Genomic DNA, 20,275 nt, shown 5'->3' on the forward strand with positions numbered 1-20,275 from the left:
GGTATAGACCGTGCCGTCGTCGGAAACGGTCCAGCTCTCGGCAAGACCCGGCTCAACCTCGGTGCTGCCGTGCTTGAATTCGACCAAGCGGCTATAGACGGTGCGCGACGTCGCATCGAATGTCGTGCCAGCGGTGTACAGGCCCGGATCGAAGCCTTCCGGCGAACCTTCAGAGCAATAGACAAGGGTTTTTGACCAGGCGGACGTTGCCATGACCGAAGCCAAGGCCGTCGCTGCCAGCAGGACGGAGAACTTTTTCATAATGGTGTTTTCCCAGCTTTGTTCTTTTGACTTTCTAGACCGGAGAGCAGCCTTCCGGTCAGCGGCACCGATGGAACGACATTTATCTACTGAAAGCAACGGTATTCGAAGGAAATTTTCCCAGTTGGACAACTTTAGAAATTTTCGGTCAAAAATAGGACTTAATTGGAAATAAACGACATGAAACCCGCTCATTTTTGTCATATTTGGTACGATTTCACACATTTAGCGTAACGGCAGAGAGCTTTGCGCGTCGAAAAAGCCGCCTCAAAAAGCAAAAATCGCAGCTACTGGGCGTAGCTGCGATCATTAGGATACTCGACTATGACGTGTTAGGCTGCCGGAGCGCTGATGGCGAGCCTGCGATAGTCCTGGTCGCCTGTAAGGCCAAGAAGGAAGTTGATCTGCGGACGCGCCTTCACGAGGTCATCGATCGAATACTCGGTCAGCACATCGAAAAAGGCGTTGAGGGCCTTGCGCAGTGCCGAGTTCAAACCGCAGCTATCGACCAGAGGACATTCAACCGCGCCGTCTTCGAAGCATTCGGCCATCGCAAAGCTGTCCTCGGTGACTTTGACGACGTCAAAAAGGCTGATGTCCGCCGCCGGCTTGCCGAGGCGGACGCCGCCGTTGCGGCCTCGAACGGTTTCCACCAGGCCCGCTCTGGTGAGCGGCTGCAGAATCTTGAACAGAAAGAGCTCGGAAACCCCGTAAGCCTTGGCAATTTCAGGAATCCGGCTCAAGTGTCCTTCATTGGCAGCGCAATACATCAACATGCGAACCGCATAGTTGGTCTGCTTCGTCAAACGCATGCCGATCTCCTGAATCGTGTGGGGCTGGAGCCTATATAGTGGCTTTGGTAGTTTTGAACAATTCCAAAATATGAAAATTACATTCACGTTTGCGCGGGCCGCCGCACAAAAACGAAACGGGCCACAAGGGCCCGTTTCCTGGTGTGTTCTCAGAGTCGCATCATTTCATCGTCGGCATGACAAATTCGGCGCCGTCCTTGATGCCCGACGGCCAGCGGGCGGTAACCGTCTTGGTTCTGGTCCAGAACTTGATCGAGTCCATCCCGTGCTGATTGAGGTCGCCGAAGCTGGAGGCTTTCCAGCCGCCGAAGGAGTGGTAGGCCAGCGGAACCGGGATCGGAACGTTGATGCCGACCATCCCGATATTGATGCGCGCAGCGAAGTCGCGGGCAGCATCGCCGTCGCGGGTGTAGATCGCAACGCCATTGCCGTATTCGTGCTTCATCGGCAGCGAGAGGGCTTCTTCATAGTTATGGGCGCGGACGACGGAGAGCACCGGCCCGAAGATTTCAGTCTTATAGATATCCATCTCCGGCGTGACGTGGTCGAATAGTGAGCCGCCGACGAAATAGCCGTCTTCATAACCCTGCAGCTTGAAGCCGCGGCCATCGACGACGAGCTTGGCCCCCTGCTCGACGCCGCGATCGATCAGGCCGTTGACGCGCGCATAGGCTTCCTTGGTGACCAGCGGACCCATGTCTGCCTTTTCATCGGTGTAAGGCCCGATACGCAGCGACTCGATCTTCGGCGTCAGCGCGTCGACCAGACGGTTTGCTGTTTCTTCACCGACCGGAACGGCAACGGAAATCGCCATGCAGCGTTCGCCGGCGGAGCCGTAACCGGCACCCATCAGCGCGTTGACGGCCTGATCCATGTCGGCGTCCGGCATGATGATCATGTGGTTCTTCGCGCCGCCGAAGCACTGGGCACGCTTGCCGTTCATTGCCGCCGTACCGTAGACATAACGTGCGATCGGCGTGGAACCAACGAAGGTCACAGCACCGATATCCGGATCCGTCAGGATCGCGTCGACGGCAGCCTTGTCACCGTTGACGACGTTCAGGATGCCTGCCGGAAGCCCGGCTTCGATCATCAGTTCGGCAAGACGCAGCGGAACGGACGGGTCGCGCTCCGAAGGCTTGAGGATGAACGCATTGCCGCAGGCGATCGCCGGCGCAAACATCCACATCGGGATCATCGCCGGGAAGTTGAACGGCGTAATGCCGGCACCGATGCCGACCGGCTGACGCATGGAATACATGTCGATCGCCGGGCCTGCGCCCTCGGTGAATTCCCCCTTCTGCAGATGCGGAATGCCGCAGACGAATTCGCAGACTTCGAGACCGCGGACGAGATCGCCCTTGGAATCTTCGACCGTCTTGCCGTGTTCGCTCGAAAGCAGAGCGGCGAGCTCGTCCATGTGCTTGTTGAGCAGTTCCACGAACCTGAAGAAGACGCGGGCGCGGCGCTGCGGATTGGTCGCTGCCCATTTCGGCTGCGCTTCCTTGGCATTGGCGACGGCCGCACGAATTTCCTCGACGCCCGCCAACGCAAGGGTCGCTTGGATTTCGCCGGTGGCCGGATTGAAGACGTTGCTGCTGCGGCCGCTTTTGCCCGCGACATGCTTGCCGCCAATGAAATGACCGATCTCACGCATGGATGTGCCTCCTCTTTTATTTCTTCAGATGGCGCACAATCGCACTTCAATTTGCACAAATCAATGAGTTCGGATAAGCAACCGCTGTGCAAAAATTAAAGTCAAAGGTGTGCTTTGGACTGGGATGATGTGCGTATGTTTCTCGCCGTCGCGCGCACCGGGCAGATTCTAGGCGCCTCGAAGCGACTGGGCGTAAACCACGCGACGCTCAGCCGCCGCATGACCACGCTCGAAGAGCGGCTGAAGAGCCGCCTTCTCATCCGGCGGACCAATGGCTGCGAACTGACGGCCGAGGGCGAGGTCTTTCTCCACGCCGCGGAACGCATGGAAACGGAGATGCTGCGGGCGCAGGCGGGTATTGGACGCCTGGACAGCACGATTGCCGGCACGGTCCGCATCGGCGCGCCCGACGGCTTCGGCGTTTCCTTTCTCGCGCCGCGTCTCGGCCAGCTTATCAAGCGGCATCCGGAGCTTCGCATCCAGCTGGTGCCGGTGCCCCGCTCGTTCTCGCTCTCGCAGCGCGAAGCCGATATCGCGATCACCTTGGAGCGGCCGGAACAGGGCCGTCTCGTTTCGTCGAAACTCACCGACTATACGCTCGGCCTTTACGCATCGCGCGGCTATCTTGCTACCAACGGCGAGCCCTTTGATGTCGACGGCCTGAAAACTCATCCCCGGATCGGCTATGTCGAGGATCTGATCTTCACACCCTCGCTCAATTTCTCCGGCGTGGTGATGCGCAGCTGGGATGCGTCCTTCGAGATATCGACGGCGATCGGGCAGACCGAAGCCGTGCGATCCGGCGCCGGTATCGGTATCCTGCATGACTATATCGCGCGGCAATATGACGAACTGGTTCGGATCTTGCCCGCTGTTTCCATCAAACGCGCCTACTGGACGACGTATCACGAGAGCGCCCGCGATCTGGTTCGCGTGCGCACCGTTGCGGACTTCCTGCAAGAACTGGTGAGCGTCGAGCGGCAGACATTTCTTTGATCAGCAGGCCCGCTTGGCAGGCTCTTCGTTTTCGTCCGGATTGGGATTGGGCGCCTCGTCCGGCAACCGGTCAGGTTCCGGTTCCTTGATCGGTGGTATCGGCTTCCAGCCCGGTAAGGGCATCGGCGGCTGATCGGGGATAGGTTCGTTGGGAACGGACATATCCTGCTCCTTCCGTCTTCTCTTTATATGTCGGGCGTTAGGGAATCCGCTGCCCGGATGGGCATGCTGTCGATGATGGCGAAGAGCTCAACGTTGCTCACCGGCTCGCTCACCTTGAGTTTGACGGTTCCATCCTTGCCTATCAAGACGGCCCCGAACTCGCCGCTCTCGGGGGCGTCGAGCTCCTTTCGGATCGTTTGTTCGTCCAAATTCTCGCCTGCACCGAAGACAGGCTTGATCGAACTGCCGGAGATCTTGAGAACGACCATATGCCGCTCCTCCAAGCCGGGGCGATCCGCGAGCAGCTGGTTTTCCTGACGGGCGGCGCGGCTGTTGTCCTTATAGACGAAGATCACCATGACACGGTTCCGCCACCGGAACTGCTCAAGGCTTTCGAGCGCCGCCTTGCCGCCTTCGGTCTCTTCCACCTTCGTTGCACCGTAAAGAAGCTCTTTCGACATTCTCATTCTCCCGTCCACCTTAGAACGAATGGAGGAAGAAGCCGGTTCCATGAATTCGGAAGCTTGGAAAAGCCAACGAAAAAGCCGGCCTGCTCGGCCGGCTTTTTCGGTCCCTTCACAATGCAATCTTACATGGGAATGAAGGCAGACACCGGAACCTGCAAGGCGGCGGCAATACGCTTCAGCTTCGCCGGATCGGCATCTTTGCCATTTTCAATGTCGATGATCTCACTTTCGACGAGGCCGCAAGTCTCCGCCAGATCATCGACGCTGTAGCCAACGGCTTCACGCGCCTTCCTGACCTCGGCAGCGACGTTGATTGCGGAAACGGTCGCTTTGGATTCATCCAGATTTTTAAGGGAAATGGACATTAAAGTCTCCTTCTTAAAAGCACCCTGATGTAACCCCCGGCACAAAATGGCACTCCGGCTCACATTTTGCAACGCAACATTACAGAAAGTTTACTAACGCTGCGGTCGCAGATAGGCGGCAGGGGTCAGAGGGCAAGTGTCGGTCAACGATAAGCCAGACGCTTGATACGATGAACTCGAGTTTGAGAAGAAATGGTACGGTTGGGGGGTCTCGAACCTCCGACCTCAGGTGCCACAAACCTGCGCTCTAACCAACTGAGCTACAACCGCACAAGTCGCGCCGGGCGCGACGGGGGTCACATACGAGGACTTGGAAATTAATTCAAGCCCTATCTGCCCCAATATACAAAAAGGCTGGATATACGGTCCAGCCTTTTGTTCGATCGTAGCCGGTGCTGATCAGGCCGCCTTGAACGAAGCCATGACCTTGTCGGCGGCTTCCTTGGCAGGCTTTGTGACCTTCTCGGCAACCTGCTTCGAGGTTTCCTGCATCGACTTCGCCTGCTCGACCGTCACCTCTGCCTGCTTGCGCAGGAAAGTCGTGTGGAGTTCGACAAGTTCTGCGACCGACTTCACGCCGAGCAGCGCTTCCATGTAGGAGAGCGAGTTTTCAGCGTTCGTGCGGAGCGCATCGATCGCCTTCAGGCCGATTTCGACGGTGCCGGCCTGCGCATTCTGAACGGTCGCTTCGAGAGTCTTGCTGGCGTCTTCGCCTGCAGCCTTCATTTTGGCATAGGCCTCGCGCGACTGCTCGGCGCCCTTTTCAGTGAAATCACGAAAGGATTCGGCGAATTTCGTCGGGTCGAAGGACGACATTGAAAAAACCTCGTTGGTCTTTATGGTAGCCATCTGCATTAAACTCCTTGGGTCCCGGAGATAGTTGCCCGGTAGTTTCGATAAATCTCATATAGAGGAGTTTATTGTGCATTGCAACATATTTGTGCGCCGCACAACGCATTAACCTTTTCACCCGAAAGCCAGGCGCCAAGCTGGACCGGTTTCCGGCGCGTCGTTATTAATAGAGCGTTAATTTAAAGAGGCCGAGGGACCGGTTCCGACATGCCCGCAGTCCAGTACCCGTTCATCGACATTGCCGTGCATCAGCGGGTGCGTGAACGCTTTGCGCGCGGCGAAGCGATCGCCCTTTTTTCGGCAGATCTTTCCCGCTTGCTTTGGGCGAACGGCGCCGGCGCGGAACTCTTCGGCCAGACGGCAGTCTACGACCTTCTTGATCAGGGCGTAAATCGCGCGGATATCACCTTCCGGCAGCTGGAGACGACGGCACGCCAGCTCTCCACGGTTGGCGACAGCAGGGACCTCATGATCCGGATCGCCAAGGGCTTCCAGCGTGTCCCCGCCAAGGCAACGTCCGAGCTGATCGGCCTTTCCTCCGGCGAACGAGCCATTCTCTTCTCGGTGCCTGTTTCATCACGGCCACTTCCTGCCGCGGAAGCCGCAGCGCAGATGCTTCAGGGGCTCGACGACCCCGATACTCATATGGCCGTTATCGGCGCGGAAGGCGAAGTCATTGCCTCTTCGCCCGGTTACGCATCGCTTGGCATCACCGGGCAGACGGCAAAGATGCTGACTCGCCTGGCAGGCGCCCATCCTGACCGGCTTGTTAAGCGGCCCGTCGCCACCGGCAAGGGCTACCTACCGGCTGCCATCGGCAAGCTCAGCGATGAACCGGCACTCAACCTACTGTTCGCCGTCGAAACCGTAATCGGCCATCTCGACCCGATCGAAACGCCGGCACAAGAGGAGGCGTTATCCACAGCCGCCGTTAACCATACCGCGAACCCGGGGAGCGAAAAATTCCACCAGGCGCTCGATGCGGTCGCGCGTATCGAGGATGTGGAAGAGACGCTGGAGGACGTGGCCGAAGACGAGGAAATCGGACCTGCCGCCGAAGCTGAAAACGAGCCGGTAGCCGATGGCACCGAACAGAACGAACTTATCTTTGCGGAACCGGAAAACGTGCTCACCGATGATGCTGGGCACGCGGCTATCGATCGCGCGGAACCGAAAACAGGAACGCAGCCTTTGGGCGTCGAGCGGGCTGAGCCTGCCGGAGAGAACCCAGGGTGCGAGATCGCGGAGCGGCCGGCTTCCAAGCCTTCCGGAACAGATGAGATTGCCGCCCCGCCGGCGGCTGAGGGCTTTACATTCAGGCCCAACAGCCGTGCCACGCGTTTCGTCTGGAAGATCAACGCTGACGGGCACTTCAGCGAAGTATCCGCCGAATTCGCCGCCGCGGTTGGTCCGCACGCGGCAAATATCATCGGCGTTGCCTTCAGCGACATTGCGGCGCTCTTCAATCTCGATCCCGAAGGCAAGATCACCGAGGCCCTCGAGCGCCGTGATACCTGGTCCGGCAAGACGATCCACTGGCCCGTCGAGGGAACGAGCCTGATCGTTCCTGTCGACCTCGCCGCGCTCCCGACCTATACGCGTGCCCGGGAATTCGACGGCTTTCGGGGTTTCGGCGTTGTGCGGCTTTCCGACGCGACCGAGGATCCGCTGGCGCTCGGCCTCGCGCTCGGTCCGGATACCCTGGACCACGATGTGGCCAGCCCTGATCAATTGCCGGAAGCGGCTGCGGAACAAGTTGCCCCGACGACATCGGAGGCACAACCTGCGTCCGATGCTCCGGAAGCCACCCCGGAGCCGCAGAAGGCGGCTGAACCCGCGCCTGTTGAAGAGCCGCCGGTCCTGCGAATAGTAGAGACGCCGAGCCGCCGGCTGACGGATAAGATCGTTCAGATCCATGGCGCAGGCCCGAGCCTGAGCGTCGCCGAACAGGCAAACTTCCGCGAGATCGCAAAGCGCCTCGAAGCCTTCGGCGTTCGCAACGAGGAGGCGCCGGCTCAGGACGAACCGGAAGAGCCTGCAGGCGAAGCTGCGCCGGAGGAGGCAATCTTCGAAAGCGCCAGCGCGGCGAGCGACGAACCTGCCGGAGCCCCAAAAGCGGCGGACCAGCACACCGACTCGTCCGAGCAGAATGACGACGACGCCACCGAAGGCCTGCACGAGACCTTCAGCCCTATGCAGGTGCTGAGCAGCGCCATTCCGCCGCGTGTGAAGATGACGAGTGGGCTATCGGCCGACACGGTCGATCAGTTGCCGCTTGCCGTGCTGATCCACGCCGGCGATGCGCTGCTCCATGCCAATCCCGAATTCATGCGCCTCACCGGCTATGCTTCGCTCGCCGAGTTGAGCGACGTCGGCGGGATCGACGCGCTGCTTCAGCGCCGCGACCTGGAAGGGCGCCCGGGCACGATGATGCTTGTTACCGCCGACGATACTCTCGTGCCGGTAACCGCCCGGCTGCAATCGATCCGCTGGGAAGAATCCAGCGCGCTGATGCTCGCGCTGATGCCGGTTGAAGCAAGCGACGCGACGCCGATGCGGAGCGTAGAAGTGCCCGCGGAAACCCGCTCAGAGAACCGGATGGTCGAGAAGGTTGCCAAGTTGCAGATCGAAGTGGAGGAGCTTCGCTCGATCCTGGAAACGGCGACCGACGGGGTCGTCGTCATCGGTGCAGAGGGCGACATTCGCTCGATGAACCGCTCGGCAAGCGCGCTTTTCAACTTTGATGAAGAAGAAACACGCGGCAAGCCCTTCGTGATGCTCTTTGCGCATGAGAGCCAGAAGGCGGTGCTCGACTATCTGCACGGCCTCTCCGGCCACGGCGTCGCGAGCGTTCTGAACGACGGGCGGGAAGTGATCGGCCGCGAGGCGTCCGGCGGATTCGTGCCGCTCTTCATGACCATGGGCCGGCTCACCTCATCCAATGGCTATTGCGCCGTGATCCGCGACATCACCCAGTGGAAGCGGACCGAAGAAGAGCTTCGCAGTGCCAAAGGTGCCGCTGAAACGGCGAACGCCCATAAGACGGATTTCCTGGCGCGCATCAGCCATGAAATCCGTACGCCGCTCAATGCCATCATCGGCTTCTCGGACATGATGGCGAGCGAGCGCTTCGGACCAATCGGGCATCCGCGCTACATCGAATACGCCAATGACATCGGCCGCTCGGGCCGCCATGTCCTCGATATCGTCAACGATCTTCTCGATATCTCAAAGATCGAGGCGGGCGAGATGGACCTTGATTTCGCGGCCGTCGGTCTCAACGACGCCATTTCCGAAGCCGTGGCGCTGGTGCAACCGCAGGCGAACGGTCAGCGCGTCATTATCCGCACGGCGCTATCGCAGTCGGTTCCGAACGTCGTTGCCGATCTCCGCTCCATCAAGCAGATCGCGCTCAACATCCTGTCCAACGCAATCCGCTTTACGCCGCCGGGCGGCCAGATCGTTGTCTCGACGTCATATGAACCAAACGGAAGCGTCGTGCTGCGTGTCCGCGACACCGGCATCGGCATGACGCGTAGCGAACTCGACCAGGCAATGAAGCCGTTCCGGCAAGTTTCTGCCCATGCGCGCCATCGAGGCGACGGTACGGGTCTCGGCCTGCCGCTGACCAAGGCGATGGTCGATGCGAACCGGGCGACTTTCTCGATCAATTCGGCGCCCAACGAAGGCACGCTGGTGGAAATCACATTCCCGTCTCAGCGGGTGTTGGCAGGCTGAAACAAAAAAGGCAGCCGAAGAGGCTGCCTGAAATTTGGTGCTGTTCAACAAAGAGCTTAGTCGTACAACGTCATGTTTCGGGGGCCCGAAGGCGCCAAGCTGCATCGTTCATGCGCAGCCCCAAGTTGGTTTCACCTTTGACAAACCTTTCTTAACAAAAGGTATCCGAGCCAGCTTATCTCTCGCAGGTGAAAGCTTGCAGTTTCCGCCGCATTTTACGGAAACCTACACCCGCAGTTCTTCAATCCCGACAAAAAGGTCGAGGGCCTCGGGATTGGCCAGCGCCTCCTTGTTTTTCACCGGCCGGCCATGCACGACTTCGCGGACCGCGAGTTCGACGATCTTGCCGGATTTCGTGCGCGGAATATCGCGAACGGCGATGACCTTTGCCGGGACATGGCGGGGCGAAGCGCCGGTGCGAATGCGGGTCTTGATGGCTTTGACGAGGTCGTCCGTCAATGTGACTCCCGGCGAGAGACGAACGAAGAGCACCACGCGCACGTCATCATCCCACTCCTGGCCGATGCACAGCGCCTCGGCCACCTCTTCCATCTGCTCGACCTGATTGTAGATCTCGGCAGTACCGATACGCACCCCGCCGGGATTGAGCGTCGCGTCGGAACGGCCATGGATGACGAGGCCGCCATGCTCTGTCCATTCGGCGAAATCGCCGTGGCACCAGATATTGTCGAAGCGCTCGAAATAGGCGGCCTTGTATTTCGTACCGTCGGGATCGTTCCAGAAGCCGACCGGCATCGACGGGAAGGCCTTGGTGCAGACCAGTTCGCCCTTCTGCTGGCGGACCGGGTTGCCTTCGTCATCCCATACGTCGACGGCAAGGCCGAGGCCCGCGCCCTGGATTTCGCCGCGCCAGACCGGCTGCAGCGGATTGCCGAGTACAAAACAGGAGACGATGTCGGTGCCGCCCGAGATGGAGGCAAGCTGGATATCTTCCTTGATGCCCTCATAGACGAAGGTGAAGCCTTCAGGCGAAAGCGGCGAGCCGGTCGACATCATGAGACGCAGGCTCGAAAGATCGTGCGTGGTGCGCGGCGTCAAACCGCTCTTTCGCACCGCGTCGATATACTTGGCGGAGGTACCGAAGACCGCGAACTTTTCCGCTTGCGCATAGTCGAACAATACATTGCCATCAGGCGCGAAGGGCGAGCCGTCGAACAAACAGAGCGTCGCGCCGGCGGCAAGTCCGCTCACCAGCCAGTTCCACATCATCCAGCCGCATGTCGTGAAATAGAAGAGCTTTTCGCCGGGCTTGATGCCGCAATGCAGGCGCTGCTCCTTCAAATGCTGCAGCAGGGTGCCGCCAGCGGAATGAACGATGCATTTCGGCACACCCGTCGTGCCGGACGAGAAGAGAATGTAGAGCGGATGTGCAAAGGGCAGTTGGACGAACTCGACGGCCTTCGGCTGGTATGGCTCGATGAATTGTTCGAGCGTCTTTGCCTTCGGCGCATCGCTCGCGACTGCGTCGGCATCGCCGGCATAATGGACGATGACTGCCGGAGCGCCGAGGCTCTTAGCAACCGCACTGACCTTCGTCCTGACATCCTGCAGCTTGCCGCCATACCAATAGGCGTCGCAGGCAATAAAGAGTTTCGGGCCGATCTGTCCGAAACGATCGAGCACGCCCTGTTCGCCGAAATCGGGCGAGCAGGACGACCATATGGCACCGATCGAGGCGGCCGCCAGCATGCAGGCAACGGTCTCCGGCATGTTCGGCATCATCGCAGCGATGCGGTCCCCCTCCCCGATGCCGAGCGCGCGATAGGCCTGCTGCAGCCGTGAGACCAGCGCACGCAGCCGATCCCAAGACCAGCGGTCTTCTACCTTGTCCTCGCCGCGAAAGACGATGGCATCCGCCTCCCCCTCGCTCGACAGCAGATTTTCCGCGAAGTTCAATCTCGCATCGGGAAAGAAGCGGGCCTTGAGCATGAGATCGCCGTCGGTAAGCGTTCGCGCGCCTCGCTCCCCCTTCACCTCACAGAACGTCCAGATCGAGGTCCAGAATTTTTCCCGCTCGGCAATCGACCAGGCGTGAAGCTGCGAATAGGTTTCGAGGTTCAGGCCGAACTCGGCGTTGCAGCGCTGCATGAACGCGTACATCGGGCTTGCTTCGATCGATCCCCTCGAAGGTACCCAAAGCGGCACGGTATCGCTCATTCAATCTCCTCCCTCTTTCCCGCTATATACCATGCTGCATTGCATTATAAAGTGTGCATTGCATTGAGCGCCTCGTCGGGGGATTTGCATAGATCCGTCATTTCATATATCCGGCCAAATCTGCACTTAACGGGTAAGCAGCTCAAAAATACTGGCGAAACTTATGGGTACGTCAAGACAACCAAAATGGCGGCGAAAGATGGTACCCCTGTCCCGCTGGCTGCCGGGCGTTGCCCGTATCGCAACGAGCCTCGTGCTGATTGCTGCACTCATTTTCGTGGCGCTGCGCGTTGCCGCGCCTTACCTGGTTTCGACCGGGCTGGTGCGCACCGGCATTGAGAACCAGCTGTCGAAATGGACCGGGTACCATGCCGAAATCAAGGGCACGCCGGTTCTGGAATTCTGGCCGACGCCGCGCATAACGCTGAACGAGATCACCATCCGCCAGCCTGAGGGCCGCGGGGATAAGCTGCTCGGCACAATCGACAGCCTTTCAGCCGACTTCAGCCTTATCGACGCCATCCGAGGCAGCGCCAGCTTTCACGAATTTCACCTCCTACGCCCCAATCTTTCTCTCACTCGCGATCAACAGGGTCTGATCGACTGGACCTATGCGGGGCAGCTGGCGAAGGCGATTGCCAGAGCGCGGCAGGAAGGTGGTGCGGAAGTCCTCGACGAAAAGCATGACGCGCCGATAGGCACCATCACTGTCGAGGACGGTACGTTCAACGTCGCAGATCTTGCGAGCGGCAAGACCTACCATTTCGAGGACGTGAGCGCGGATGTCAGCTGGCCACGGCTTTCAAGCCCGATGACAGCGGTGCTGATCGCCAGGACGGGCGGCGAGGATTTGAAACTCGACTTCTCTTCCAGAAGCCCGCTGCTGGTCTTTGATGGCAAGGTTGCCGACATCAAGACTTCGCTCAACTCCAGCCTCATGACGGCGGAGTTCACCGGCCTTGGCAGCATAGCAAGTCTCGCCGGCGTATCCGGCAACATGGCGGTCAACGTTCCTGATGTGCCGGCGCTATTGACCTGGTCAGGCAAGTCCATCCCGGGGGTCGAGACCCTGAGATCGTTCTCGATCCAGGGTGACATCTTTTCGACCGGCAATGCCCTGCGTTTCAACAATGTCGCGCTTGGGCTCAACGGCGCAAACGCAACCGGCGTACTGGATGTTTCGCTACGGCCAAACCAGCGGTCAAGACTTGGCGGCACGTTGGCGTTCGATAGCGTAAATCTGCAGCCTTTCTTCGACGCGTTCGCCCTGCGCCTGGCCGCCGGTGAGGCTGGAGCGCCGGAAGACGGCGGTTCATTGCAGAACCTCGATGTCGACCTCAGGTTTTCCACCAAGGAAATGCAGCTTCCGCCTTTCCGGCTTGCCGATGTCGGCGCGAGCATCATCGTGTCCAGCAACGAAGCCAAATTCGATATTGGCGACAGCCAGTTCGAAGGCGGCGAGATGACGGCGCATCTGGAAGCGATGCGAGGCGACTTCGACGGCGGCGGCAAGCTGCAGATCTCCATCCGCGGCGCAGATTTCGCAGGGCTGATCGAGCGACTGCAATTGAAGGGCTCCTGGCCGCTTGCGACCGGGTCGCTCGACATTTCCTTGAAAACCGGCAAGCCGATCTGGACGGCGCGCGCCGCCGACGTGTCCGGGCAGTTGGCTTTCCATACCAACGCCGGGTCAATCCGTGGTCTCGATGTGGCAGCTATGCGGGGCCGGGCCACCCAGCAGCAGTTCTTTCCGCTCAGCGCCGTTTCCGGCGAGAATTTCAACTTCAACCAACTCGATATGACGGCAACCTTTGCAGGCGGATCAGCGGAGCTACGCGGCGTGAACATTCAAGGCCCCGACGAGACGCTGACGCTTTCGGGCATCATTCCATATGAATCCGATGGGCTGGCGCTGTCCGGCTCGCTACAGGCGACGGATGACACCAGAGCGGCGGAGTTTCCGCTTTTGCCGTTCTTCGTCGGAGGCTCGTGGCTGAACCCGGTGATTTCGCCGGTGCCGGTGATCAATCAGCAGGCGACCGGCAACTCCCCTTGATTCAGGCTGCGGCGGCGGCCGCGCGCTCGTCGCGCTCCCGCTGCACCTCGCGCCGCTTGGTGATGATCGAGGCGCCAATCACGCCAAACGCCACGAGGGCCATCAAGATCGTGCAAACCGCGTTGATTTCCGGCGTCACGCCGAGACGCACCTGACTATAGATCTTCATTGGCAAAGTGGTGGCACCGGGTCCCGACGTGAAGCTCGATGTGACGAGGTCGTCGATTGAAAGGATGAAGGCGAGAAGCCAACCCGAGAAGACAGCCGGTGCGATGATCGGGAGGGTGATCTCGAAGAAAGTACGGATGGGCGGGGCGCCGAGATCCATCGCCGCCTCCTCGATCGAACGGTCGAAGCTCAGCAGCCGCGACTGCACGACGACCGCAACGAAACTCATGGTGAACGTCGTATGCGCCAGCGTGATCGTCCAGAACCCGCGATCGAGACCGATCGCGACGAAGAGCAGGAGCATGGAGAGCCCGGTGATCACCTCGGGCATGACGAGAGGCGCGTAAACCATGCCGGAGAACAGGATGCGGCCGCGAAAGCGCGTGTAACGCACGAGCGCGATGGCTGCGAGCGTACCCAGAATCGTAGCGAGCGTCGCGGAAAGCACGCCGACCCGCACCGTCACCCAGGCGGCATCGAGCAAAGCCTGATTATACAGCAACTGGGTATACCATTTTGTCGAGAAGCCGCCCCAGACCGTGACAAGCTTTGATTCGTTGAACGAAAAGATCACGAGCAACACGATCGGCAGATAGAGGAAGGCGAAGCCGAGCGTAACCGAGACGATATTGAAGCGCGTCCATTTCAACATGGCTTACCTCCCCTGCTCGTCTGCTTTGGCCTGCGCATTCTGGAAGAACACGATGGGGATCACGAGGATCATAAGCAGGATCGTCGCGACGGCCGAAGAGACCGGCCAATCGCGGTTCGAATTGAACTCGTTCCAGAGCGTCTTGCCGATCATCAGCGTTTCGGATCCGCCGAGCAGGTCGGGGATGACGAATTCACCAACGGCCGGAATGAAGACGAGCATGCAGCCGGCAATAACTCCGGGAAGCGAAAGCGGAAATGTCACGCGCCAGAAGGCGGTGATCGGCGGGCAGCCGAGATCCTGTGCTGCCTCGATCAAGGTGCCATCCATTTTCTCAAGCGAGGAATAGAGCGGTAGCACCATGAACGGCAGGTAGGAGTAGACGATGCCGATATAGACCGCGATGTTGGTGTTCAGGATGATGAGCGGGCTATGGATGATGCCGGTGGCCAGCAGGAGCTGATTGAGCAGACCTTCAGGCTTGAGGATCGCGATCCAGGCATAGACGCGGATCAGAAAGCTCGTCCAGAACGGCAGGATGACCAGCATGAGAAGGGTCGGACGGATGCTGCGCGGCGCCTGCGCCATGCCATAGGCGATCGGGTAAGCGATGATCAGCGTCAGGAATGTCGAGATCGCGGCAATCACGACGCTCGATACGTAGGCGTTGAAATACAGCGGATCATCGATCAGGAAGCCGTAGTTTTCGAATGAAAACTCCGACACGTTGTCCCAGAAACCAGACCAGCCATCACTGAATGAAAAGACGGGGGTGTAGGGCGGCATGGCGATCGCCGTCGCCGACATCGAGATGCGGAACACGATGAAGAACGGCGCAAGGAAGAAGAGCAGCAGCCAGGCATAGGGAACGATGATCACTAGGCGGCTGTAAACGGCAGAACCGAGCTTGCCCATCGATCAATCCCTCAAAAGCACGCCGGCGTCTTCGGCGAAGGAGATCCAGACTTCCTGATCGTAGGTGAAAGGATCATCCACCGCGCGCTGGGCATTGAGCGAGGAAGCCTTCACGATCTCGCCATTCTTCAGCTTGATGTGGAAAACCGTCATGTCGCCGAGATAGCCGATATCCCACAGTTCGCCGGAGGCCGTATTGACCGAAGGGTTCGGCGGCGGATGACGGAGCACCTTGAGTTTTTCGGGACGGATCGCAAAGCCGGCGCTGCTGCCCTTGGCGGGCATGTCCGAAGCGGCCACCTTGATGGTAAAGCCGGCATCGACGGCGAGCTCGACATTCGTGCCATCGGCCGAGACAACCTTGCCGTCGAAGATATTCACGTCGCCGATGAAGTCGGCCACGAAACGGGAGTTCGGCGCCTCGTAGATCTCGGCAGGCGTTGCAACCTGGATGACCTTGCCGTGGCTCATGACGGCAATACGGTCCGCCATGGTCATTGCCTCTTCCTGATCGTGCGTCACCACGACGAAGGTCAGGCCGAGGTTCTGCTGCAGGTCCATGAGTTCGAACTGTGTTTCCTCACGCAGCTTCTTGTCGAGGGCGCCTAGCGGTTCGTCGAGCAGCAAAACCTTCGGGCGTTTGGCAAGCGAGCGGGCGAGCGCCACGCGCTGCCGTTGACCGCCGGAAAGCTGGTTCGGCCTTCGGGAGGCAAACTGTTCCAGCTTCACCATCTTCAGCATCTGCGCAACGCGCGCGGCAATCTCGTCCTTCGTCATGCCATCCTGGCGGAGGCCGAAGGCGACATTCTTCTCGACCGTCATATGGGGGAACAGCGCATAGGACTGGAACATCATGTTGACCGGCCGCTTGTAAGGCGGCGTTCCGGCCAAGTCCGTGCCGTCGAGGATCACCTCGCCGGAGGTCGGCTGCTCGAAGCCCGCCAGCATGCGCAGCAGCGTTGACTTGCCGCAGCCCGACGCGCCGAGGAGAGCGAAGAACTCACGGTGATAGATATTCAGCGAAAGGTCATCCACCGCGGTAAAATCGCCGAACTTCTTCGTTACGTTCTTGAAAGCAATAAAGGGCTTGGAAGCCGGATCGGCCCAAGGGGCGAAGGTGCGGCGAATATTGCCAAGTGACTTCATCTGGTTCCCCGAAGCATGATTTAAGTACCGGCCTTCCCTCACGGCCGGAGACCTCAAGAAAAGGCCCGGGCGTTACCGTCCGGGCCTGATTGCCTTTATTGGCCAGTAATGACCGTCGTCCACAGTCGTGTCACGACGCGCTGGGCCTTCGGATCGAGCGGCGGGACGGTGAAAAGCTTCGCCATGACTTCCGGCGGCGGATAGATCGCCGTATCGTCGATCACCTCCTTGTCGAGAAGCGGCTGCGACGCCTTGTTGCCGTTGGCGTAGAAGACGTAGTTGGATGCCTTGGCGGCGACTTCCGGTCGCATCATGTAGTTGATGAATTCATGCGCCTCTTCGACATGCGGAGCGTCCTTCGGGATACCAAAGACGTCGAAGAAGATTTGCGCGCCTTGGGTCGGGACGGAGTAGTCAAGCGTCACACCGTTCTTTGCTTCGGCAGCGCGGTCGCGTGCCTGGAAGACGTCGCCGGAATAGCCGAGCGCTATGCAGATATCGCCGTTGGCGAGCGCGTTGATATATTCCGACGAGTGGAATTTGCGGACATAGGGGCGGACGGCCATCAGTACGTCTTGCGCCTTCTTCAGGTCAGCCGAATCGGTACTGTTCGGATTCAAGCCGAGATAGGCGAGGACGGAGGGGACGACATCCGTCGGCGAATCCAGCATGTAGACGCCGCAATCCTTGAGTTTGGCAGCCTTGGCGGGATCGAAAAGCGCATCCCAGCCCGGCTTCTCGTCGGTGCCGAGGGCAGCCTTCACCTTGTCGACATTGTAGCCGATGCCGGTGGTGCCCCACATATAGTCGACGCTGTACTCATTGCCGGGATCGAAGGTGGCGACACCCTTCATCACGACGTCCCACATGTTCTTGAGATTCGGCAACTTCGACTTGTCGAGCTTCTGGTAGACACCGGCAGCGATCTGCCGCTGCATGAAGGAGACCGTCGGAACGACCACGTCGTAACCCGTGCCGCCCGCAAGCAGCTTGGCCTCAAGCGTCTCGTTGGAATCGAAGGTGTCGTAGACGACCTTGATGCCGGTTTCCTTGGTGAAATCGTCAAGAATGGAACTGTCGATATAGTCCGACCAGTTGTACACGTTGACGACGCGTTCCTGCGCAAAGGCCGGCGCCGCAATGACGGCGGATGCGACGGCTGCGGCTGCAAGCTTAGCGATTGTTGACCTCATGATCTCTCCTATCCGTTTCTTATTATAGGCACCGCGCCCGCGGATACCTTTTCCTCTGGATTTTTGCGTAGACTAGAAAGGATTTTACGAGGCGACAAGAGCAAAATACTGCCTAGTCTCAATGATTTCGCCGGCTACTGAAAATCGAAAGCACTAAACCCCGCTACCATTTCATCTAGCCCGAGCGGGCGAGTGACGGGTGGCTCGGCGCGCGCCAGACAGCCCCTCCGTTCACAGAGGCGACAGGCAGGCCCGATTGCAACCGTATGTGGCACGGCCGGGAGCGCCTGGCCATAGACAGTGCCGTCCCTGAACGCCAGGTCGCAACCGAGCAGAAGCGCGGTACGCCGAGGCCGTTCGCCGAAAGGTGCGTTCGGCCCCTCAAGAGTCCGGGATATGGTGAGGTATGCGGAGCCGTCCGGCATCTCCGCGGCTTCGGCCAGAATCTGCGCCGGCTGGAGAAAGGCGGAATGGATGTTGAGCTTCGGGCAGCCGCCGCCGAAACGCGCATGCGGAAAGCCGGCCGCACCGGCCCGCCGCAGCCGATGGCCCGCGGCATCGATTTCCATGAGAAAGAAGGGAATGCCGGCATTGGCCGGCTGCTGCAGCATCGTCAGCCGCGTCGCGACTTGCCCGAATGAACAGCCGAAACGTGCGCAGAGAACGTCGAGGTCGTAGCGCGACGCTTTCGCCGCGGAAAGAATAGCGCCGTAAGGCATCATCAGGGCAAGCGCGGCATAGCGCGCAAGCTCGAAGCGTGCGATGCGCTTGGCCTCTGGCGTTGACAGGCCGAGCGTTTCCAGTTCTCGCGAAATTGCGTCACCAAGCGCAAGTGTCGCGGCCTCGACGGCGATCTCCTGAAGCTGATCGCAAGCGGCAAGACGCTCCGATATGAAGAGCCGCATCGAATGCCGGTCAAAGCGGCGGCGCAAATCAGGCATCACATGCACCGGCAGGATGCGAACGCTGATGCCGCGCTCCTTCTGCAGCCAGTCCTTGAGTACCTGGGACAGCTCACCGGCCGACAGGGCAGTGCGGAAAGCCTCCGCCGCATCCTCAAGCGTGCCGAAGTAAGCGGAGCGGCGCTCCAAAACATCTCGCACCTCATCTGACGGCAGGCGCGCGCCTGCCGCCGGAGCCTGACCCTCTCCCGCCATCAGGACCGTCAGGTCCGAAAGACGCGAGGCCTGCTCGCGGTAGGCGCGATAGAGCTTGACGATCCCGCTTGCCGCGTTCGGCGCGGCATCGGCCAGTTCGACGAGTTCGTGATCGCCGGGAAGTTCGCCCGAAAGCAGAGGATCGGCGAACACTTCGCGCAACTGAGCGAGATTGGCTCCCGACTCGGCCTGCAGCTCCTCCAGATCGACCTTGTAGACCGATGCCAGCTTCAACAGCAGCTGGACCGTCAAGGGCCGCTGATTGCGCTCGATCAGGTTGAGATAGGACGGCGAAATCCCGAGCGCATCGGCCATCGCCGTCTGCGTGACGGCCAGCCCATTGCGTATCCGGCGGACCTTCGGCCCGGCAAATATCTTCCGCTCGACCACTCGGCGCCTCTCCGTCGACAGGAATTTACAAATATTTACAAATTTACAGAGCGAGCCTGTAAGATCCAAGCCAATCTAACCTCATTTATCTGCTGAAAATCAAGCTTCCTCTGGCTATTCGACGCCATTTTGTAAATTCTGTCACATGACACCATCAGGTTCTTCATCCAGAAGGAGGAAATCGTGACTGAATTTGACAAGCTGATCCGCAACGCCCCATCTGGCCGTTTCGACGGCATCGAGCGGCCCTACTCGCCCGAGGACGTGAAGAGGCTGCGGGGGTCAGTCGAACTGCGCTATTCGCTTGCCGAAATCGGGGCAAACCGCCTGTGGCAGCTCCTGCATGAGGACGAGTTCGTCAATGCGCTCGGTGCGCTTTCGGGCAATCAGGCGATGCAGATGGTGCGTGCCGGCCTGAAGGCGATCTACCTGTCCGGCTGGCAGGTCGCGGCCGACGCGAACACTGCTTCGGCGATGTATCCCGACCAGTCGCTCTATCCTGCCAATGCAGGACCGGAACTCGCCAAGCGGATCAACCGGACGCTCCAGCGCGCCGACCAGATCGAGACGTCGGAAGAGCGCGGGCTTTCTGTCGAGACATGGTTCGCGCCGATCGTTGCCGATGCTGAAGCCGGCTTCGGTGGACCGCTCAATGCTTTCGAGATCATGAAAGCCTATGTCGAGGCTGGCGCCGCCGGTGTCCATTTCGAGGATCAGCTGGCGTCGGAAAAGAAGTGCGGTCATCTCGGCGGCAAGGTTCTCATTCCGACCGCAGCACATATCCGCAACCTCAACGCTGCGCGGCTTGCGGCGGACGTCATGGGTGTTCCGACTCTCGTCATCGCCCGCACCGATGCGGAGGCCGCCAAGCTGCTGACCTCGGACATCGACGAGCGCGACCGTCCCTTCGTCGACCACGATGCTGGCCGCACCGTCGAAGGCTTTTACCAGGTCAGGAACGGGCTGGAACCCTGCATTGCCCGAGCTGTGGCCTATGCCCCCTATTGCGATCTCATCTGGTGCGAGACCTCCAAACCGGATCTGGAGCAGGCGCGGCGCTTTGCAGAAGGCGTGCACAATGCCTATCCCGGCAAGCTTCTTGCCTATAAC

Annotated in this window: 16 protein-coding genes, 1 tRNA gene and 1 pseudogene; 4 read left to right on the forward strand and 14 right to left on the reverse strand. The window is 59.7% G+C overall.

Annotated elements, in window-relative coordinates; genetic code table 11:
• The 3 genes and pseudogenes from ACPYOI_RS27870 to ACPYOI_RS27880 all read right to left on the reverse strand — a co-directional run.
• Window positions 1-261 (reverse strand): annotated as a pseudogene (locus tag ACPYOI_RS27870) (ABC transporter substrate-binding protein); the annotation flags it as partial.
• 332 nt (window positions 262-593) lie between these two features.
• Window positions 594-1,073 (reverse strand): iron-responsive transcriptional regulator RirA, encoded by a 480-nt coding sequence (gene rirA, locus ACPYOI_RS27875; RefSeq protein WP_481423628.1) that lies wholly within the window; start codon window positions 1,071-1,073, stop codon window positions 594-596.
• A gap of 160 nt (window positions 1,074-1,233) precedes the next feature.
• Window positions 1,234-2,730 carry a CoA-acylating methylmalonate-semialdehyde dehydrogenase gene (locus ACPYOI_RS27880; protein WP_481415044.1) on the reverse strand — a complete coding sequence of 499 codons (1,497 nt, stop codon included), beginning with the start codon at window positions 2,728-2,730 and terminating at the stop codon, window positions 1,234-1,236.
• Between the two features lie 114 nt (window positions 2,731-2,844).
• Here ACPYOI_RS27880 and ACPYOI_RS27885 point away from each other — a divergent pair, with 114 nt between their 5' ends.
• Complete coding sequence (locus ACPYOI_RS27885; protein WP_481415045.1) at window positions 2,845-3,726, forward strand: LysR family transcriptional regulator; 882 nt, start codon at window positions 2,845-2,847, stop codon at window positions 3,724-3,726.
• Here the strand turns inward: ACPYOI_RS27885 and ACPYOI_RS27890 are convergent, their stop codons facing one another.
• The 5 genes from ACPYOI_RS27890 to ACPYOI_RS27910 form a co-directional block, all read right to left on the reverse strand.
• Complete coding sequence (locus tag ACPYOI_RS27890; protein ID WP_481423629.1) at window positions 3,727-3,888, reverse strand: hypothetical protein; 162 nt, start codon at window positions 3,886-3,888, stop codon at window positions 3,727-3,729.
• Window positions 3,889-3,911: 23 nt separating this feature from the next.
• A complete protein-coding gene (locus ACPYOI_RS27895; protein ID WP_481415046.1) occupies window positions 3,912-4,349 on the reverse strand; it encodes a DUF4174 domain-containing protein in 438 nt (145 codons plus the stop codon).
• A gap of 128 nt (window positions 4,350-4,477) precedes the next feature.
• A complete protein-coding gene (locus ACPYOI_RS27900; protein ID WP_168828460.1) occupies window positions 4,478-4,720 on the reverse strand; it encodes a helix-turn-helix domain-containing protein in 243 nt (80 codons plus the stop codon).
• Window positions 4,721-4,913: 193 nt separating this feature from the next.
• A tRNA-His gene (locus tag ACPYOI_RS27905) sits at window positions 4,914-4,990 on the reverse strand.
• A gap of 129 nt (window positions 4,991-5,119) precedes the next feature.
• Window positions 5,120-5,569: a phasin gene (locus ACPYOI_RS27910; protein ID WP_481415047.1), complete on the reverse strand. Its 450-nt coding sequence runs from the start codon at window positions 5,567-5,569 to the stop codon at window positions 5,120-5,122.
• 210 nt (window positions 5,570-5,779) lie between these two features.
• On the opposite strand from ACPYOI_RS27910, the gene ACPYOI_RS27915 reads away from it, so the two are divergent.
• Window positions 5,780-9,310, forward strand: a complete 3,531-nt coding sequence (locus tag ACPYOI_RS27915) for an ATP-binding protein (protein WP_481415048.1) — start codon at window positions 5,780-5,782, stop codon at window positions 9,308-9,310.
• Window positions 9,311-9,535: 225 nt separating this feature from the next.
• Here ACPYOI_RS27915 and ACPYOI_RS27920 read toward each other — a convergent pair whose 3' ends face one another.
• On the reverse strand, window positions 9,536-11,488 hold the full coding sequence (locus ACPYOI_RS27920; RefSeq protein ID WP_481415049.1) for an acetoacetate--CoA ligase: 1,953 nt from the start codon (window positions 11,486-11,488) through the stop codon (window positions 9,536-9,538).
• A gap of 163 nt (window positions 11,489-11,651) precedes the next feature.
• On the opposite strand from ACPYOI_RS27920, the gene ACPYOI_RS27925 reads away from it, so the two are divergent.
• Window positions 11,652-13,544, forward strand: a complete 1,893-nt coding sequence (locus ACPYOI_RS27925; protein WP_481423630.1) for an AsmA family protein — start codon at window positions 11,652-11,654, stop codon at window positions 13,542-13,544.
• A gap of 1 nt (window position 13,545) precedes the next feature.
• Here the strand turns inward: ACPYOI_RS27925 and ACPYOI_RS27930 are convergent, their stop codons facing one another.
• From ACPYOI_RS27930 to ACPYOI_RS27950, 5 genes are all read right to left on the reverse strand, one after another.
• On the reverse strand, window positions 13,546-14,364 hold the full coding sequence (locus tag ACPYOI_RS27930; protein ID WP_481415051.1) for an ABC transporter permease: 819 nt from the start codon (window positions 14,362-14,364) through the stop codon (window positions 13,546-13,548).
• Between the two features lie 3 nt (window positions 14,365-14,367).
• Window positions 14,368-15,279 (reverse strand): ABC transporter permease subunit, encoded by a 912-nt coding sequence (locus ACPYOI_RS27935; protein ID WP_481415052.1) that lies wholly within the window; start codon window positions 15,277-15,279, stop codon window positions 14,368-14,370.
• A gap of 3 nt (window positions 15,280-15,282) precedes the next feature.
• On the reverse strand, window positions 15,283-16,425 hold the full coding sequence (locus ACPYOI_RS27940; protein ID WP_481415053.1) for an ABC transporter ATP-binding protein: 1,143 nt from the start codon (window positions 16,423-16,425) through the stop codon (window positions 15,283-15,285).
• Between the two features lie 95 nt (window positions 16,426-16,520).
• Window positions 16,521-17,618 carry a polyamine ABC transporter substrate-binding protein gene (locus ACPYOI_RS27945; RefSeq protein WP_481415054.1) on the reverse strand — a complete coding sequence of 366 codons (1,098 nt, stop codon included), beginning with the start codon at window positions 17,616-17,618 and terminating at the stop codon, window positions 16,521-16,523.
• Window positions 17,619-17,752: 134 nt separating this feature from the next.
• Entirely contained in the window at window positions 17,753-19,165 is a 1,413-nt protein-coding gene (locus ACPYOI_RS27950) for a helix-turn-helix domain-containing protein (RefSeq protein WP_481415055.1), read from the reverse strand.
• A gap of 183 nt (window positions 19,166-19,348) precedes the next feature.
• On the opposite strand from ACPYOI_RS27950, the gene aceA reads away from it, so the two are divergent.
• Window positions 19,349-20,275 (forward strand): isocitrate lyase (aceA, locus tag ACPYOI_RS27955; RefSeq protein WP_481423631.1); only part of this gene is annotated, 927 nt, incomplete at its 3' end.

The organism is Rhizobium sp. SVR5-2C, from assembly GCF_056755115.1.

What these genes read in the sequence shown, in the direction of transcription:
- ACPYOI_RS27930 (WP_481415051.1), bottom strand. Translation starts at nt 14,364, where the DNA reads ATGTTGAAATGGACGCGCTTCAATATCGTCTCGGTTACGCTCGGCTTC.
- ACPYOI_RS27940 (WP_481415053.1), bottom strand. Translation starts at nt 16,425, where the DNA reads ATGAAGTCACTTGGCAATATTCGCCGCACCTTCGCCCCTTGGGCCGAT.
- ACPYOI_RS27935 (WP_481415052.1), bottom strand. Translation starts at nt 15,279, where the DNA reads ATGGGCAAGCTCGGTTCTGCCGTTTACAGCCGCCTAGTGATCATCGTT.
- ACPYOI_RS27890 (WP_481423629.1), bottom strand. Translation starts at nt 3,888, where the DNA reads ATGTCCGTTCCCAACGAACCTATCCCCGATCAGCCGCCGATGCCCTTA.
- ACPYOI_RS27945 (WP_481415054.1), bottom strand. Translation starts at nt 17,618, where the DNA reads ATGAGGTCAACAATCGCTAAGCTTGCAGCCGCAGCCGTCGCATCCGCC.
- ACPYOI_RS27915 (WP_481415048.1), top strand. Translation starts at nt 5,780, where the DNA reads ATGCCCGCAGTCCAGTACCCGTTCATCGACATTGCCGTGCATCAGCGG.
- rirA (WP_481423628.1), bottom strand. Translation starts at nt 1,073, where the DNA reads ATGCGTTTGACGAAGCAGACCAACTATGCGGTTCGCATGTTGATGTAT.
- ACPYOI_RS27895 (WP_481415046.1), bottom strand. Translation starts at nt 4,349, where the DNA reads ATGTCGAAAGAGCTTCTTTACGGTGCAACGAAGGTGGAAGAGACCGAA.
- ACPYOI_RS27900 (WP_168828460.1), bottom strand. Translation starts at nt 4,720, where the DNA reads ATGTCCATTTCCCTTAAAAATCTGGATGAATCCAAAGCGACCGTTTCC.
- ACPYOI_RS27920 (WP_481415049.1), bottom strand. Translation starts at nt 11,488, where the DNA reads ATGAGCGATACCGTGCCGCTTTGGGTACCTTCGAGGGGATCGATCGAA.
- ACPYOI_RS27910 (WP_481415047.1), bottom strand. Translation starts at nt 5,569, where the DNA reads ATGGCTACCATAAAGACCAACGAGGTTTTTTCAATGTCGTCCTTCGAC.
- ACPYOI_RS27880 (WP_481415044.1), bottom strand. Translation starts at nt 2,730, where the DNA reads ATGCGTGAGATCGGTCATTTCATTGGCGGCAAGCATGTCGCGGGCAAA.
- ACPYOI_RS27925 (WP_481423630.1), top strand. Translation starts at nt 11,652, where the DNA reads ATGGGTACGTCAAGACAACCAAAATGGCGGCGAAAGATGGTACCCCTG.